Raw genomic sequence first — 15,072 nt, 5'->3', positions numbered from 1 at the left:
TCGTTCTTGCTGGTTGCCGCCCATGAGCACTTGCCGGTTGCCACCCATGCGCACTTGCTAGTTGCTGCCCATGCGCAGCAGGGACGCCACGATCGGGCCAGCCGTCTCACCGCCATGTCCTGCGGCCTGGACCACGCCCGCCGCCGCCAGGTCGCCCTTCCAGGCCGTGAACCAGCCATTGGGCTTCTCCTGGTTGTCGACCTCCGCGGAGCCGGTCTTCGCACCGAAGTCCGGGCCGAGGCCCGACATCGCCTCGGCGGCCGTGCCGGCTGCGGCCGTGTACTGCAGCAGTTCCTTGAGCTGGGCCTGGGTGGTGGCGGAGAGCGAGCGGGAGGCCTTGGCCAGCGTGCGGTTGTCCACCGAAGGGGAGACCAGGTATGGCTGGCGGAAGGTGCCCGTCTTCGCGGTCGCGACCACCGAGGCCATGTTCAACGGGTTCATCCGCACCCCGCCCTGCCCGATCAGCGACGCACCCATCTGCGCCGCGCTCTGCACCGGTACGGACCCGTCGAAGGACGGCACCCCGATCGACCAGTTGTCCATGCCCAGCCCGAAGACCTCCTGGGCCTCCTTTGTCAGGCTGTCGTTCTCCAGCTTCTTCGCCTGCGAGATGAAGGCGGTGTTGCAGGAGCGGGCGAAGCTCGCCTTGAACGTGCCGTTCTTGATCTCGAACTTGTCGTCGTTCTGGAACTTCCACCCGCCGTACGTCACGTACTTGGGGCAGGGGTGGGTCTCGTTCGCGTTCGCGAGTTCCTCGTCGATCAGCAGCGCCGCGGTCACGATCTTCATCGTGGATCCGGGGGCGAGGGAGCCCTGGAAGGCGGTGTTGAAGCCGTGCCCCGAGTTGGCGACGGCCAGGATCTCGCCGGTCGACGGGCGGACCACCACCACCGACGCCTTGGACTTCTTCGCGACCTGGTCCTCGGCGCCGGCCTGCAGCGACGGGCTGAGCGTCGTCCGCAGCGTGCCCGGGGTGCCCTTCGTCAGCGTCAGCAGGGTCTTGTCCGGGATCTTGTCGTCGGCGTTGTCCCCGCTGTCACCACTGGCTCCGCCGTCGCCGCTGCCGCCGCTCTCCGCGGATTTGCGGACGATACGCAGCTCGACGCCCGCCTTGCCGCCGGCCTTCTTGCCGTACTTCTCCCGCAGCCCGTCCAACACCGTGCCCAGCGACGGGTACTTGGCGGTGGTGATCTCGCCGCCGTCCCGGTCCAGCGCCTTCACCGGGGGTGTGCCGGCCTCGCCGGTGACCAGGCGGTCGCCCTCGCCGAGGTCCGGGTGGACGACGGAGGGCTGCCAGCCGACCAGCGGCCTGCCGTCCGAGGCACGGCGCACGACGGTGAGCCGGGAGGTGTACGACAGCGGCTTCTCGGTGCCCTTGTAGGAGACGGTCGCCTTGACCGTGAACGGCACCGTCGCCTTCGCGGCCGTACCACGTGTCAGTGTCACGTCGGTCAGACGGGCGTCCTTGCCGAGACCGGTGAGCAGGGCCGTGGCAGCCGCCGAGTCGTCCGTGAGCGCCGCGGCCTTCGCGATGTCACCGCTCTGCCACGCCGTGAGGAACCGTGTGGCCGCCGACTTGACCTCCGCGGCGGACGGGGGGCCCTTCTTGACCGGCTTCTCGGAGGCCGCCGTCGTGGGGTTCTCGTCGGCCGACGCGCCGCCGCCGTACAGGGAGTAGGCGGCGAACGCGCCGCCGCCGACAACCAGCGCGACCACCCCGCCGATCACGGCGGGGCTCTTCCTACTGCGCTCGGCGGCGCGCCTTCTCTTGCCCACAGCTAACCGTTCCTCCGTGCTTCCCCGGGTGTCCCCCACGCCCCTCCTCAACGAGACCACCCACATTAGAGTCCCGGTGTGACAACGCGGACGTCAGCCGGACGCTCGTAGCACGGCTGCGACAATCGGGCCGGCCGCGTCGCCGCCGTGACCGCCCTCCTCGGTCATCGCGGCGGCCGCCACATCGCCCCTGAAACCGGTGAACCAGCTGTTGGACTTCGTGTTTCCGTCGACCTCGGCGGAGCCGGTCTTGGCGCCGATGTCCCCGCCGCCGGCCGCCGCCATCGCCTTCGCCGCGGTGCCGCTGGTCGCGGTGAGCCGCATCATCTGCTTCAGCTGGGCGGCGGTGGTCGCCGACAGACCCTCGGCGGTGGCGAGTTGGCGGTCGTCGAGCTTCGGGGCGACGATCACCGGCTGGCGGAACGTGCCGGTGATGGCGGTGGCTGTGACGGACGCCATGTTGAGGGGGCTCATCTGGACCTGGCCCTGACCGATGGCGTTGGCGGCGCGGTCGGGGCCGGTGGACGGCGGGATCTTCCCGTCGAAGGACGGGATGCCGGTCTTCCAGTTGTCCATGCCCAGCCCGAACTTCTCCTGCGCCTCGCGGGTGAGGGAGTCGTCGCTGAGCGGATTGGCGTCGGTGCCGTCGATGAGCTTCACGAACGCCGTGTTGCACGAGCGCAGGAAGCTGTTGGCGAGCGTCGCGCCCTCGTTGGGCTCCATGCCCTTGAGGTTGCGGAAGGTCTGGCTCTGCCAGGTCGCTGTGTCGGGGCAGGGGGCCGGGGCGTTCATCGAGGTCACGCCGTTGTCGATGAACATGGCCGCGGTGATGATCTTCATCGTGGATCCGGGGGCGAGCTGCCCCAGGAAGGCCGCGTTGAAGCCGTCGTCACGGTTGTTGGCCACGGCGAGGACTTCTCCGGTGCTCGGCTCGAGTGCCACCACCGACGACTCCGAGTACTTCTTGACGGCCTGTTCGGCGGCGGCCTGGGCGGTGGCGCTGAGGGTGGTGCGGACCTTGCCCGGGGTGCCCTTGACCAGCGTGAGGAGGGTTTCGTCAGGGGCCTCCCCGCGGGAGCGGCGCAGGGAGAGCTCGATGCCGGGGTCGCCGCCCGCGGAACTGCCGTACTTGTCCCTGAGCACGTCCAGGACGGGTCCGAGGGAGGGGTACTTCTCCTTGGTCAGGACGGTGCCGTCGCGGTCCACGGCCTCGATGGGCGGAGCGGTGGCCGTACCCGTGACGAGGGAGTCGCCCTCCTTCAGGTCCGGATACACCACGGAGGGCTTCCAGTCGACGCGGGCGACCCCGGTGGTCTTGCCGCGTACGACGGTGAGCTTCGACTCGTACGAGAAGGGTTCGCTCACGCCGTCGTAGGTCACGGTGGCGGACACCTTGAAGGGCACGGTCTGCCCGGTGGCCTTGCCCGGCGTGATTCCGACCTTGGTGATCATGGCCTCGTCGCGGTACTCCTTCAGCAGCGGAGCCGCGGCCACGGCGTTGTTGGTGAACGCGGCGGCCGTCTCGGCGCTGCCCTTCTCCCACTCGGCGAAGAACTTCCCGGAGGCCCACTTGACCTCCTTGCCGCTCGGCGGGCCGGTCTTCACCGGCGCCGGGCCGTCGGATCCGCCGCCTCCGGTGATACCGCTCACGAGGTTGTAACCCCCGTACCCCGCTGTCCCGACCATGGCGGCGAAAACCCCGCCGACTATGACGCCCTTGACCCCCTTGCGCATGACGCGCTCTCCTCCCCGTTTTCTCAACAGGCCCCGCGCCGAACAGTGTTGAACACGTTCAGAAAGGCCTTTCCGTGGAACTGTAGGGCAGTTCTGAGGCGGCTGTGGGTGGAGTTCTCGGATGGTGTCCGAAGCGAGACGATCCGCGTTGCGGCTTCCGTGGCGATATCGGCGGGGTGCGCGGGGTGCGGGGCGCTGGATGCGGGGTGCAGTGCGCTGGGCGCGGAGGGCGCGGAGGGCGCGGGGCGCTGGGTGCGGAGGGTGCGGGGTGTGGGGTGCGGAGGGTGCGGAGGGCGGAGGGTGCGGAGGGTGCGGGGTGCGGAGGGCCGCGAGGTTGTTGGGCGGGCGAGACGCGCGGCCCGCCGAGTCCCGGCGGGCATGGCGCGCGCGGCGCGCGGCCCGCTGGGTGCCTCTTTCGCCCAGCGGCCCGGTCGCTTCGGCGACCGACGGGTCGCGACGCGCCTGCCCGCCGAAGGGGTGCCCCACCGGCCCTCGGGGGAGCCCAGCGTGCGGGCTCGGGGCGATGGAGGGCTGGGGCCCCGTGGAGGTCTCGAGGCGAGGGGGCTGGGGGGCCGAGGGCTTTCGGCGATGGGGGACTGGGGCCGTGGAGGACTGCGGGGTGGTGGAGGACTGCGGGGCGGTGGAGGGCTGGGGCAGCTCCACCGCCCCCGTCTGCTGATCAGCGGGCGTCCGCCCGCCTGCCGCGCTGGGCGCGCAGTTCCCGGCGTGTCCGGTGACGGCTGCGGCGGCGCGTTTCGCGCCGGAAGAGGTACCACTCCCGGCCCCCCTCGCCATAACCGAACAGGTGGTAGGCGTAGGCGGTGGCGCTCCAGTAACAGCCGCCGCTCGTGCGGTGGCTCAGTGAGGCGCTGTCAGGAGTGATGTCGTCCGGCAGCGTGCACGGCCCGAACCGGTGATCGTGCATGGCGACGCGGGTCACCGTCGGTGCGTCGGCCATCCGCACCCACCAGGGCCGGGTCTTGTCGGTCTTGCTCATACGGTCACCTTTCGGCTCCGTGACGCCCCGGGCTGGGGCTGTCATGGGACCGGATGCACCGTGATCACCTCCGACTTCACGCTCATCACATCGATTCCGAAAGCTGTGACCCCCTAGATCCACGTATCGAGCCACATCCGAGCCCGCCACGAGTCGATCGGGATCGGCGTACCCGTGTAGATGGGCCAGAAGTAGATGAAGTTCCAGGCGATCAGGAGGACCAGGACACCCGCGCCCGCCGCGCCGACGACGCGGCGGCGTTCGCTCGAGCCGGGTGGGCCGACGATCGCGCCGATCATCATCGCCACCGCGAGACAGAGGAACGGCAGGAAGACCACGGCGTAGAAGAAGAAGATCGTGCGCTCCTGGTACATGAACCAGGGGAGGTAGCCCGCCGCGATGCCGCAGGCGATGGCGCCCGCGCGCCAGTCGCGGCGGAAGAACCAGCGCCACAGGACGTAGAGGATCGCGAAGCACGCCGCCCACCACAGCAGGGGGGTGCCGAGCGCCAGGACCTCACGGGCGCACTTCTCGCCCGCGTCGGTGGGGCAGCCGTCCTTCCCCGGCAGCGGGTCCTCGTAGAAGTACGAGACCGGGCGCCCCAGCACGATCCAGCTCCAGGGGTTCGACTCGTACTGGTGGAACGAGTGCAGACCGACGTGGAACTCGTACACCTCGTGCTCGTAGTGCCACAGGCTGCGCAGCCAGTCCGGGAGCCAGGTGAAACTGCCGCCTTTGCCGTCCGTCGCCGCCCAGTTGCGGAAGTAGCCGCCGGAGCCGTCGGCGGGGGAGAGGATCCAGCCCGCCCAGGAGACCAGGTAGGTCGCGAGGGCCACCGGGACCGTGGCGAGGAACGCCAGGCCCGTGTCCCGCTTCAGGACCGCCCGGTACGGGTGGCGGGCACCGGCCACCCGGCGCGAGCCCACGTCCCACAACACCGTCATCAGGCAGAAGGCGACCAGGATGTACAGGCCGTTCCACTTGGTGGCGAAGGCCAGTCCGAGGCACAGGCCCGCCACCCACCGCCAGGGGCGCCATCCCAGACGGGCGGTCTCGGCGGTGTACGCGTCGGGACGGACGCGCCCGTCGTCGTCCGATGGCAGCGCCGCGGCGAGGCGTTCACGTGCCTTGTCCCGGTCGACCACGAGGGCGCCGAAGGCGGCCAGCACGAAGAACATCAGGACCTGGTCCAGCAGCGCGGTCCGGCTCATCACGAAGTGCAGGCCGTCGACCGCCATCAGCCCGCCCGCCAGACAGCCCAGGAAGGTCGAGCGGAACAGCCGTCGGCCGATCCGGCACAGCATCAGCACCGACAGCGTGCCGAGGAGCGCGGTCATGAACCGCCAGCCGAACGGGTCGAAGCCGAAGAGCAGCTCGCCCAGCCCGATCACGTACTTGCCCACCGGCGGGTGCACCACGTACGCCGGGTCCGTCGGCAGGTCGACCTGACCGTTGTTCTGCAGGATCAGCTTGTCGACGTCCTTGGGCCAGTTGACCTCGTACCCGCGGTGGACGATCGCCCACGCGTCCTTGGCGTAGTACGTCTCGTCGAATATCACCGCCTTCGGGCTGCCGAGGTTCCAGAACCGCAGCAGCCCCGCGAACAGCGCGACGAGCAGCGGGCCGCCCCACGCCGACCAGCGCATCAGCCGGCCGGCCGCGGACTCCGGCAGACCGATCGCGGCCCACAGGCGGGGGCTCGGCCTGGTGTAACCCGGCACCAGCCGGTCGCGGACGTCGCTTCTGGGCCGGGCCCGGTAGCCGAATCGGCGCAGCCGCTGCTGCCAGGTCGGCTGCCGCTCTTCGATGGGCTGGCCCGGCCGGGTGTCCGTGGAGGACGCGGTACTGGTCACCGCGCCATCGTAGGGAACGCCTCTGTGCGAGTCCCGTGAGTGGGGGGTTCCGCGTCCCAGAGGCTGCTCGAGTGGCTTCTGCGGACGGTTCCGTTCCGGTTCGTCCGGGCCGCCGGGCGGTTCGGATCGCAATCCCACCCTGCAAGGATGGACCCGTGACCGCACCCCCCGAAACCGGAATCCTCGTCCTCGCAGGTACCCCCATCGGTGACATCACGGACGCTCCGCCCCGGCTCGCCCGGGAACTGGCGGACGCCGACGTCATCGCCGCCGAGGACACCCGGCGGCTGCGCCGGCTCACCCAGGCGCTCGGAGTGCAGACCTCCGGGCGTGTCGTGTCGTACTTCGAGGGGAACGAGTCCGCCCGGACACCGGAGCTGGTGGAGGCGCTGGCTGACGGCGCCCGGGTGTTGCTCGTCACGGACGCCGGGATGCCCTCCGTGTCCGATCCCGGGTACCGGCTCGTCGCGGCCGCCGTGGAGAAGGGCATCCGGGTGACCGCCGTCCCCGGACCTTCGGCTGTGCTCACCGCACTCGCCCTGTCGGGACTGCCCGTCGACCGGTTCTGCTTCGAGGGCTTCCTGCCCAGGAAGGCGGGGGAACGCAGGTCACGGCTGAGCGAGGTCGCCGACGAGCGGCGCACCCTCGTTTATTTCGAGGCCCCGCACCGGCTCGACGACACCCTCGCCGCGATGGCCGCAGTCTTCGGCGAGGACCGGCGCGCGGCCGTGTGCCGCGAGCTCACCAAGACCTACGAGGAGGTCCGGCGGGGGCCGCTGGCGGAGCTGGCGCAGTGGGCCGCCGAGGGCGTGCGGGGCGAGATCACGGTCGTCGTCGCCGGGGCGCCGGAGAAGGGCGCCGAGGAACTGGGGCCCGAGGAACTGGTACGGCGGGTCCGGGTGCGGGAGGAAGCGGGCGAGCGGCGCAAGGAGGCGATCGCCGCGGTGGCCGTGGAGGTGGGGCTGCCCAAGCGCGTGGTGTTCGACGCGGTGGTGGCGGCGAAGCACGGGTGAGCGGCTGAGCGGGTGAGCGCGCGCGGCTGAGCGGGGGCCCTGATGCCTGGCCCGCGGGCTCGGGGAGGCCCGCGGGCCTCGGTCCCTGGGGTAGGCCCGCGGGCCGGGTCCCGGGGGCCTACCCCAGGACCCGCCCCTCGCCTCCGTGAGTCACGGTCCGGCTCCGGGAAGGGTCCCGCGTAAGAGCCCGGCCCCGCTGCGTGGGGCAGGGTCCGCTCCCCGGGAGTCCGGGGCGGGGCAGGGTCCGCTCCCCGAGTCCGGGGCGGGGCAGGGTCCGCTCCCCGAGTCCGGGGCGGGGCAGGGTCCGCTCCCCGAGTCCGGGGCGGGGCAGGGTCCGCTCCCCGAGTCCGGGGCGGGGCAGGGTCCGTCGCCCGGGTTGTGGTTGATCACCCGCTCCGCCCCTGCCCGAGGGGCAGGCACGCATACCCGCAGCTGGTGGGCGCTCAGCGGACGAGCTGTGTGCGCCCCCGTAGTGCGCCCCACGGGACGGTAAAGGACCGCCCCGGAAGGCAAAGCGCGAACCCCCAACCGGGGGCGTTGCCACAAGGAAACGCCAAGTCCACTCCAATAGTCGACAGGTCTGTCGCCCTTCGCGGGGACGGAAGCGTCCACTGGTCGAAGGGACGCACCCGTCCCCGCCTCCCACGGGGTTCCCGGGGGAACCTCCTCGACGGAGGCGCCTGTCCTGAGGACAGAGGAGTCGGCATGAGTGAGATCGCAGGGCAGACCGGGCAGCGCGGCACGGCCACCCCCGTCGTTCACGAGTCATATTCGTTCGCCTGCATGCGCTGCGGGCACGGGTGGGAGCAGTCGTACGAGATAGAGCACCACGTCGATGCCCAGGGCACGGAGTTCGTGCGGTACGTGGCCGACGGCGTGGTGGTGCCGTCGCCGCTGAGCCGGCCGACCTGCCAGAACTGCGACAACCATGTCGTACGGATCATGCGGCCCGGCCAGGTTTCGTCGGTGCAGAACTCCCTGCACCGCCCGCGCGTGGCGTCACCGCGGCGCTCCACCGACGCCACCGGCGCCACGGGGGAGCCGCTCACGGAAACGCGCGAGGCGGCGTCCGCGGCCACCGAGGAGTCCGGGCACCAGCACCACTGGCACCTCTCCGACCTGCTGCATCCCTTCCACTTCCACCGCAAAACGGGCTGAGCTTCCACCGCAGTGCGGGTTACTGCCACCGCAGCGGGCTGAGCGCGCGCCGGGCGACGAACCGAGGTCGGACCGCACCAGGCCGGCTCAACGTCGACCGGGAGCCGCCCGGGCTCGTCGGCGTGCCCCCTTCGTAGGATCGGGGCATGCCTGCCGAGCCCGCCGAGAAACACGACACCCCCCGCACCGCCGCCACCACCGGTACCACCGGCACCACCCGTACGAGCGACACCGGCCGCACGAGCCAGATCGACCGCACGGGCGACACCGACCGCACGGGCGACACCGACCGTACGAGCGAAACCGACCGTACGAGCGACACGAGCAGGGGAAAGCGTGACAAGAACGCCGCCCCTCCGCTGCCGGCGCCCCTCGCCGTCCCCGTGGCCGATTCGCACACCCACCTCGACATGCAGTCCGGCACGGTCGAGGAGGGCCTCGCGAAGGCCGCGTCCGTGGGGGTGACGACCGTCGTGCAGGTGGGCTGCGACGTGAACGGCTCGCGGTGGGCGGCCGAGACGGCCGGGCGGTACGAGGCCGTCCACGCCGCCGTCGCGTTGCACCCGAACGAAGCCCCGCGCATCGTGCACGGCGACCCCGACGGCTGGTCCCGGCAGGGCGCGCGGGAGCCCGGCGGTGACGGCGCGCTCGACGAGGCGCTCGCCGAGATCGACCGGCTCGCCGCCCTGCCGCAGGTCAGGGGCGTCGGCGAGACGGGGCTCGACTACTTCCGCACCGGGCCCGAGGGCAAGGCAGCCCAGGAACGCTCCTTCCGCGCCCACATCGAGATCGCCAAGCGGCACAACAAGGCCCTGGTCATCCACGACCGGGAGGCCCACGACGACGTCCTGCGGATCCTGAAGGAGGAGGGCGCCCCCGAGCGGACGGTCTTCCACTGCTACTCGGGCGACGCCGCTATGGCGGAGGTCTGCGCCGAACACGGCTACTTCATGTCGTTCGCCGGCAACGTGACCTTCAAGAACGCCCAGCCGCTGCGCGACGCGCTCGCCGTGGCCCCGCTGGAGCTGGTCCTCGTCGAGACCGACGCGCCGTTCCTGACGCCGGCCCCGTACCGCGGACGGCCCAACGCCCCCTACCTCGTCCCGGTCACGGTCCGCGCCATGGCGGCCGTACGGGGGATCCCCGAGGACGCGCTGGCGACGGCCCTGGCCGCGAACACGGCACGCGCATTCGATTACTGAGCGCGACAAAGCGCCGGTGCCGGTGGCCGTAGCCGGGCGCGCCCACCTTCCCCGCCTCCGCGACACTCTGTGATCGCTCTGCTTTGGAGTGTGACGGACGCTCCGCTAGGTTCTGGTCGCCCTGCCCCGGACCTCCTGGAGCGTGTGTCGTGAGCAATCCGCAGTCCGAGACATACGACACCTGCAGCGCGTGCGACGCGTACGGCACCTACGACCGCTTCCCCCAGCCGGTGGGCACCGGCTCCGAGAACCCGCACGGCCTCGTGGGCCGGGCCCGCGCGCGGCGGACCGGCCGGCGCCGGAGACCCACCGCGCCGGGGCAGCTGCGCCGGCTGCTGCCGCAGGCGCTGGTCGTGGCCTTCCTCGCCGGCGGCACCTCCGCCTTCGTCGCCAACGACAAGGCGGTGCAGCTGAACGTCGACGGCCGGCGGCACAGCTTCCACACCTTCGCCGACGACGTCTCCGAACTCCTCGCCGACCGGGGCGTCCGCCTCGGGGCGCACGACGTGGTGGCACCCGCCCCCGGCACCCGGCTGGTCAGCGGGGACGCGGTCCGGGTGCGCTACGGGCGGCCGGTGAGCCTCACCATCGACGGACAGCGGCGCGAGGTGTGGACCACCGAGCGGACCGTGGAGGCGGCGCTGCGGCAGCTCGGGGTGCGCGCCGAGGGCGCGTACCTGTCCGTCTCCCGCTCCCGGCGGATCGGCCGCACCGGGCTCACCTTCGACGTCCGCACCGAACGGACCGTGACCGTCACGGCCGACGGGCGGGCGCGCAGGATCCGGACGAACGCGGCGACCGTGGGGGAGGTCGTGTCGGCTGCCGGGATCGTCCTGCGCGGACAGGACACCACCTCGCTGCCGAAGGGCACCTTCCCCCGCGACGGGATGACCGTCACCGTGCTGCGGATCAAGGGCTCCAAGGAGGTCCGCGAGGAGCTGATCCCGTTCGGTGTGCGGCGGGTGGCGGACCCCATGCTGTTCCGGGGCACCGAGACGGTGGCGCAGGAGGGCCGCGAGGGGCTGCGGCGCATCACGTACGCGCTGCGCACGGTCAACGGGATCAGGCAGCAGCCGCGCCGGCTGAGGAGCGAGATCGTACGGGAGCCGCGGCCACGGGTGGTGAAGGTCGGTACCCAGCCGCGGCCCACCTCGGTCAAGGGCGCCGACCACCTCGACTGGAAGGCCCTCGCGCGGTGCGAGTCCGGCGGGCGGCCCGACGCGGTGGACCCCTCCGGGACCTACGGCGGGCTCTACCAGTTCGACAGCAGGACCTGGCGCAGCCTCGGCGGCAAGGGCCGGCCCCAGGACGCCCCCGCCGCCGAACAGACCTACCGGGCGAAGAAGCTGTACCTGCGCCGCGGGGCGAGCCCCTGGCCGCACTGCGGGCGGCGTCTGTACGAGTGAGGGGACCACTACCCTTGTCGCGTGAGCAGCCCCCATCCCGACGCCCTCCTGGGCCCCGCCGACGTGCGTGAGCTGGCCGCCGCGCTCGGTGTGCGGCCCACCAAGCAGCGCGGTCAGAACTTCGTCATCGACGCCAACACCGTGCGGCGGATCGTCCGGACCGCCGGCGTGCGGCCCGACGACGTGGTGGTCGAGGTCGGTCCGGGCCTCGGCTCGCTGACCCTGGCCCTGCTGGAGGTCGCCGAGCACGTCACCGCCGTCGAGATCGACGACGTGCTCGCGGCGGCGCTGCCCACCACCATCGCGGCCCGGATGCCCGCGCGGGCCGACCGGTTCGCGCTGGTGCGCTCCGACGCCCTGCAGGTACGGGAGCTGCCGGGCCCCGCGCCCACCGCACTGGTCGCCAATCTGCCCTACAACGTCGCCGTGCCCGTCCTCCTGCACATGCTCGCCACCTTCCCGAGCATCGAGCGCACCCTGGTGATGGTGCAGTCCGAGGTCGCCGACCGGCTCGCCGCGGCGCCCGGCTCGAAGGTGTACGGGGTGCCGTCCGTGAAGGCGAACTGGTACGCCGAGGTGAAGCGGGCCGGGGCCATCGGCCGCAACGTCTTCTGGCCCGCGCCGAACGTCGACAGCGGACTCGTCTCCCTGGTGCGCCGGGAGAAGCCGGTCGACACCCGTGCCTCCAGGGCGGAGGTCTTCGCGGTGGTGGACGCGGCCTTCGCGCAGCGCCGCAAGACCCTGCGGGCGGCACTGGCCGGGTGGGCCGGGTCGGCCGCGGCGGCGGAGCGGGCGCTGGTCGCGGCCGGGGTGTCGCCGCAGGCGCGCGGGGAGTCGCTGACGGTGGAGGAGTTCGCGCGGATCGCCGAGAACGGCGGAAGCGGCGGAAGCGGCGGGAACGGCGGAAGCGGCGGGTCCGGCGGGGAAGGCGCCGAGGGCAACGCCCGGGCAGCCGAGAGCAACGCCGGGAACGGCGCTGGGAATGAGAACAGGGAGCAGCAGGCGTGACGGTGACCGTACGAGTCCCGGCGAAGGTGAACGTACAGCTCGCGGTGGGCGCCGCTCGCCCGGACGGCTTCCACGACCTTGCCAACGTCTTCCTCGCCGTAGGCCTGTTCGACGAGGTCACCGCGACCCCGTCCGACGAGCTGCGGATCACCTGCGAAGGCCCGGACGCGGCGGAGGTCCCCCTGGACCGCACCAACCTCGCGGCGCGGGCGGCGCTCACGCTGGCGGAACGCCACGGGGTGCCGCCCGCCGTCCACCTCCACATCGCCAAGGACATCCCGGTCGCCGGGGGCATGGCGGGCGGCAGCGCGGACGCGGCGGGCGCGCTGGTCGCCTGTGACGCGCTGTGGGGCACGGGCGCCTCGTACGGGGAACTGCTGGACATCTGCGCCGAGTTGGGCAGCGATGTGCCGTTCAGCATGGTCGGCGGCGCGGCGCTGGGCACCGGACGGGGGGATCGGCTGCGCCCGCTGGCGGTCGGCGGCGTCTTCCACTGGGTGTTCGCGGTGGCCGACGGCGGGCTGTCCACCCCTGCCGTCTACCGGGAGTTCGACCGCCTGAACGAGGGCGTGACGGTCCCCGAACCGGCCGCCTCCCAGGACCTCCTCGACGCCCTCGCGAAGGGCGACGCCCATGCGCTCGGGGCGACCCTCGCGAACGACCTCCAGCCCGCGGCGCTGTCGCTGTTCCCGTCCCTGGCGGACACCCTGGCGGTCGGCCGCGCGGCAGGTGCGCTGGGCGCGCTGGTCTCGGGCTCGGGACCGACGACCGCGTTCCTGACGGCGGACGCGGAGTCGGCGACGACGGTGGCGTCGTCGCTGCTGGCGTCGGGCACCTGCCGGGCGGTACGGGTGGCCCTGGGGCCGGTGGCGGGGGCCACGATGGTATGAGGGGCCACTGGGGCCACGGCACCCCGCCGATGCGGCTGCGCCTGCGCCGCACCGACCGCCGGCTCACGTCCCGGACGCCCCCGGACGCCCCCCGCCCGGCAGGGCCTACGCTTGAAGGCTGATCGATCCCCGCGTCAGGAGTGAAATGGCCGTCAACCTCGTCAGTGTCGAGAACGTCAGCAAGGTGTACGGCACCCGTGCCTTGCTCGACGGCGTGTCGCTCGGCGTCTCCGAAGGGGACCGGATCGGGGTGGTCGGGCGCAACGGCGACGGGAAGACCACGCTGATCCGGATGCTCGCCAAGCTGGAGGAGGCCGACACCGGGCGGATCACCCACTCCGGCGGGCTGCGGCTCGGCGTGCTCACCCAGCACGACTCCCTCGACCCCGAGGCCACCGTCCGGCACGAGGTCATCCGGGACATGGCCGACCACGAATGGGCCGGCAACGCCAAGATCCGGGACGTGCTGACGGGACTGTTCGGCGGGCTCGACCTGCCCGGGTTCCCGCAGGGGCTCGACACCGTCATCGGGCCGCTGTCGGGTGGTGAGCGGCGGCGTATCGCCCTCGCCAAGCTGCTCATCGACGAGCAGGACGTCATCGTCCTCGACGAGCCCACCAACCACCTCGACGTCGAGGGCATCTCCTGGCTCGCCGGGCACCTGCGCGAGCGCCGCTCCGCGCTGGTGTGCGTCACCCACGACCGCTGGTTCCTCGACCAGGTCTGCACCCGCATGTGGGACGTGCAGCGCGGCACCGTCCACGAGTACGAGGGCGGCTACTCCGACTACGTCTTCGCGCGCGCCGAGCGGGAACGCATCGCCGCCACCGAGGAGGCCAAGCGGCAGAACCTCATCCGCAAGGAGCTGGCCTGGCTGCGGCGCGGCGCGCCCGCCCGTACCTCCAAGCCGCGCTTCCGCGTCGAGGCCGCCAACGAGCTGATCAGCGACGTGCCGCCGCCGCGGGACAACAGCGAACTGATGAAGTTCGCGTCCTCCCGGCTCGGCAAGACCGTCTTCGACCTGGAGAACGTCACCGTGCAGGCCGGGCCGAAGGTGCTGCTGAAGCATCTGACCTGGCAGCTCGGGCCCGGCGACCGCATCGGCCTGGTCGGTGTGAACGGCGCGGGCAAGACCTCGCTGCTGCGTGCCCTGGCCGACGCGGCGAACTCCGACGGGGAGAAGCAGCCCGCCGCCGGGCGGATCGTCACCGGCAAGACGGTCAAACTCGCCTACCTGTCCCAGGAGGTCGCCGAACTGGACCCGAATTGGCGGGTGTTGCAGGCCGTGCAGCAGGTCCGTGACCGCGTCGACCTCGGCAAGGGACGCGAGATGACGGCCGGTCAGCTCTGCGAGACCTTCGGGTTCGGCAAGGAGAAGCAGTGGACGCCGGTCGGTGACCTCAGCGGCGGTGAGCGCCGACGGCTGCAATTGCTGCGGCTGTTGATGGACGAGCCGAACGTCCTGTTCCTCGACGAGCCCACCAACGACCTCGACATCGAGACGCTGACCCAGCTGGAGGACCTCCTCGACGGCTGGCCCGGATCGATGGTCGTCATCTCCCACGACCGGTTCTTCATCGAGCGCACCACCGACCGGGTCCACGCGCTGCTCGGCGACGGCACGTTGCGGATGCTGCCCCGTGGGATCGACGAGTATCTGGAGCGGCGCCACCGGATGGAGGAGGCCGCCGCGGCGGCCAACCCGGCCGCGCAGAAGGCCGCGTCGGCGAAGGCCGTCCCCGAGAAGAGCGGCGCCGACGCCCGCGCCGCCAAGAAGGAACTCCAGCGGATCGAGCGTCAACTCGACCGGATCTCCGAGAAGGAGAGCCGACTGCACGCCCAGATCGCCGAGCACGCAACGGACTTCGAGAAGGTCGCCGGACTCGACACCGAACTACGTGAATTGGCCACCGAGCGCGAGGAGTTGGAGCTGCGCTGGCTGGAGCTGGCAGAGGACGCATAAGCCTCGCCGGGGCCCCGTGAAGGGCGAGTGAAGGAGCATAACAGGGGCGTCACGGGCCCGTCCTCCCTTGGG

At 71.9% G+C, this 15,072-nt stretch carries 11 protein-coding genes; 7 read left to right on the top strand and 4 right to left on the bottom strand.

The window, feature by feature from the left end; all coding sequences use genetic code 11:
- Positions 1-57: 57 nt before the first annotated feature.
- The 4 genes from EF387_RS08685 to EF387_RS08670 form a co-directional block, all read right to left on the bottom strand.
- Positions 58-1,776 (bottom strand): penicillin-binding transpeptidase domain-containing protein, encoded by a 1,719-nt coding sequence (locus tag EF387_RS08685; protein WP_162467098.1) that lies wholly within the window; start codon positions 1,774-1,776, stop codon positions 58-60.
- Between the two features lie 93 nt (positions 1,777-1,869).
- Entirely contained in the window at positions 1,870-3,510 is a 1,641-nt protein-coding gene (locus EF387_RS08680; protein ID WP_128375919.1) for a penicillin-binding transpeptidase domain-containing protein, read from the bottom strand.
- Between the two features lie 679 nt (positions 3,511-4,189).
- Positions 4,190-4,507: a hypothetical protein gene (locus tag EF387_RS08675; RefSeq protein WP_128375918.1), complete on the bottom strand. Its 318-nt coding sequence runs from the start codon at positions 4,505-4,507 to the stop codon at positions 4,190-4,192.
- A 113-nt stretch (positions 4,508-4,620) separates the two neighbouring features.
- Positions 4,621-6,360: a dolichyl-phosphate-mannose--protein mannosyltransferase gene (locus EF387_RS08670; RefSeq protein ID WP_128375917.1), complete on the bottom strand. Its 1,740-nt coding sequence runs from the start codon at positions 6,358-6,360 to the stop codon at positions 4,621-4,623.
- 155 nt (positions 6,361-6,515) lie between these two features.
- Between EF387_RS08670 and rsmI the strand changes: the two genes are divergently transcribed.
- The 7 genes from rsmI to EF387_RS08635 all read left to right on the top strand — a co-directional run bounded on the left by rsmI (position 6,516) and on the right by EF387_RS08635 (position 15,000).
- Positions 6,516-7,373 (top strand): 16S rRNA (cytidine(1402)-2'-O)-methyltransferase, encoded by an 858-nt coding sequence (rsmI, locus tag EF387_RS08665; RefSeq protein WP_128375916.1) that lies wholly within the window; start codon positions 6,516-6,518, stop codon positions 7,371-7,373.
- Positions 7,374-8,078: 705 nt separating this feature from the next.
- Complete coding sequence (locus EF387_RS08660; RefSeq protein ID WP_128375915.1) at positions 8,079-8,531, top strand: hypothetical protein; 453 nt, start codon at positions 8,079-8,081, stop codon at positions 8,529-8,531.
- Between the two features lie 146 nt (positions 8,532-8,677).
- Positions 8,678-9,733, top strand: coding sequence for a TatD family hydrolase (locus EF387_RS08655; RefSeq protein ID WP_238431400.1), 1,056 nt, complete (start codon positions 8,678-8,680; stop codon positions 9,731-9,733).
- Positions 9,734-9,882: 149 nt separating this feature from the next.
- Positions 9,883-11,139, top strand: coding sequence for a resuscitation-promoting factor (locus tag EF387_RS08650; RefSeq protein ID WP_238431399.1), 1,257 nt, complete (start codon positions 9,883-9,885; stop codon positions 11,137-11,139).
- 21 nt (positions 11,140-11,160) lie between these two features.
- Positions 11,161-12,147: a 16S rRNA (adenine(1518)-N(6)/adenine(1519)-N(6))-dimethyltransferase RsmA gene (gene rsmA / locus EF387_RS08645; protein WP_238431398.1), complete on the top strand. Its 987-nt coding sequence runs from the start codon at positions 11,161-11,163 to the stop codon at positions 12,145-12,147.
- Positions 12,144-13,037: a 4-(cytidine 5'-diphospho)-2-C-methyl-D-erythritol kinase gene (locus EF387_RS08640; RefSeq protein WP_128375913.1), complete on the top strand. Its 894-nt coding sequence runs from the start codon at positions 12,144-12,146 to the stop codon at positions 13,035-13,037. The genes rsmA and EF387_RS08640 overlap by 4 nt, the downstream gene beginning before the upstream one ends.
- 145 nt (positions 13,038-13,182) lie before the next feature.
- Positions 13,183-15,000: an ABC-F family ATP-binding cassette domain-containing protein gene (locus EF387_RS08635; RefSeq protein WP_128375912.1), complete on the top strand. Its 1,818-nt coding sequence runs from the start codon at positions 13,183-13,185 to the stop codon at positions 14,998-15,000.
- Positions 15,001-15,072: the final 72 nt, after the last annotated feature.

Origin of the sequence: Streptomyces cavernae, from assembly GCF_004023625.1 — a bacterium.
Lineage (GTDB): Bacteria > Actinomycetota > Actinomycetes > Streptomycetales > Streptomycetaceae > Streptomyces > Streptomyces cavernae.
Note: the sequence above shows the minus strand (reverse complement) of the source record. Positions and strands in the feature narration are given on the sequence as shown.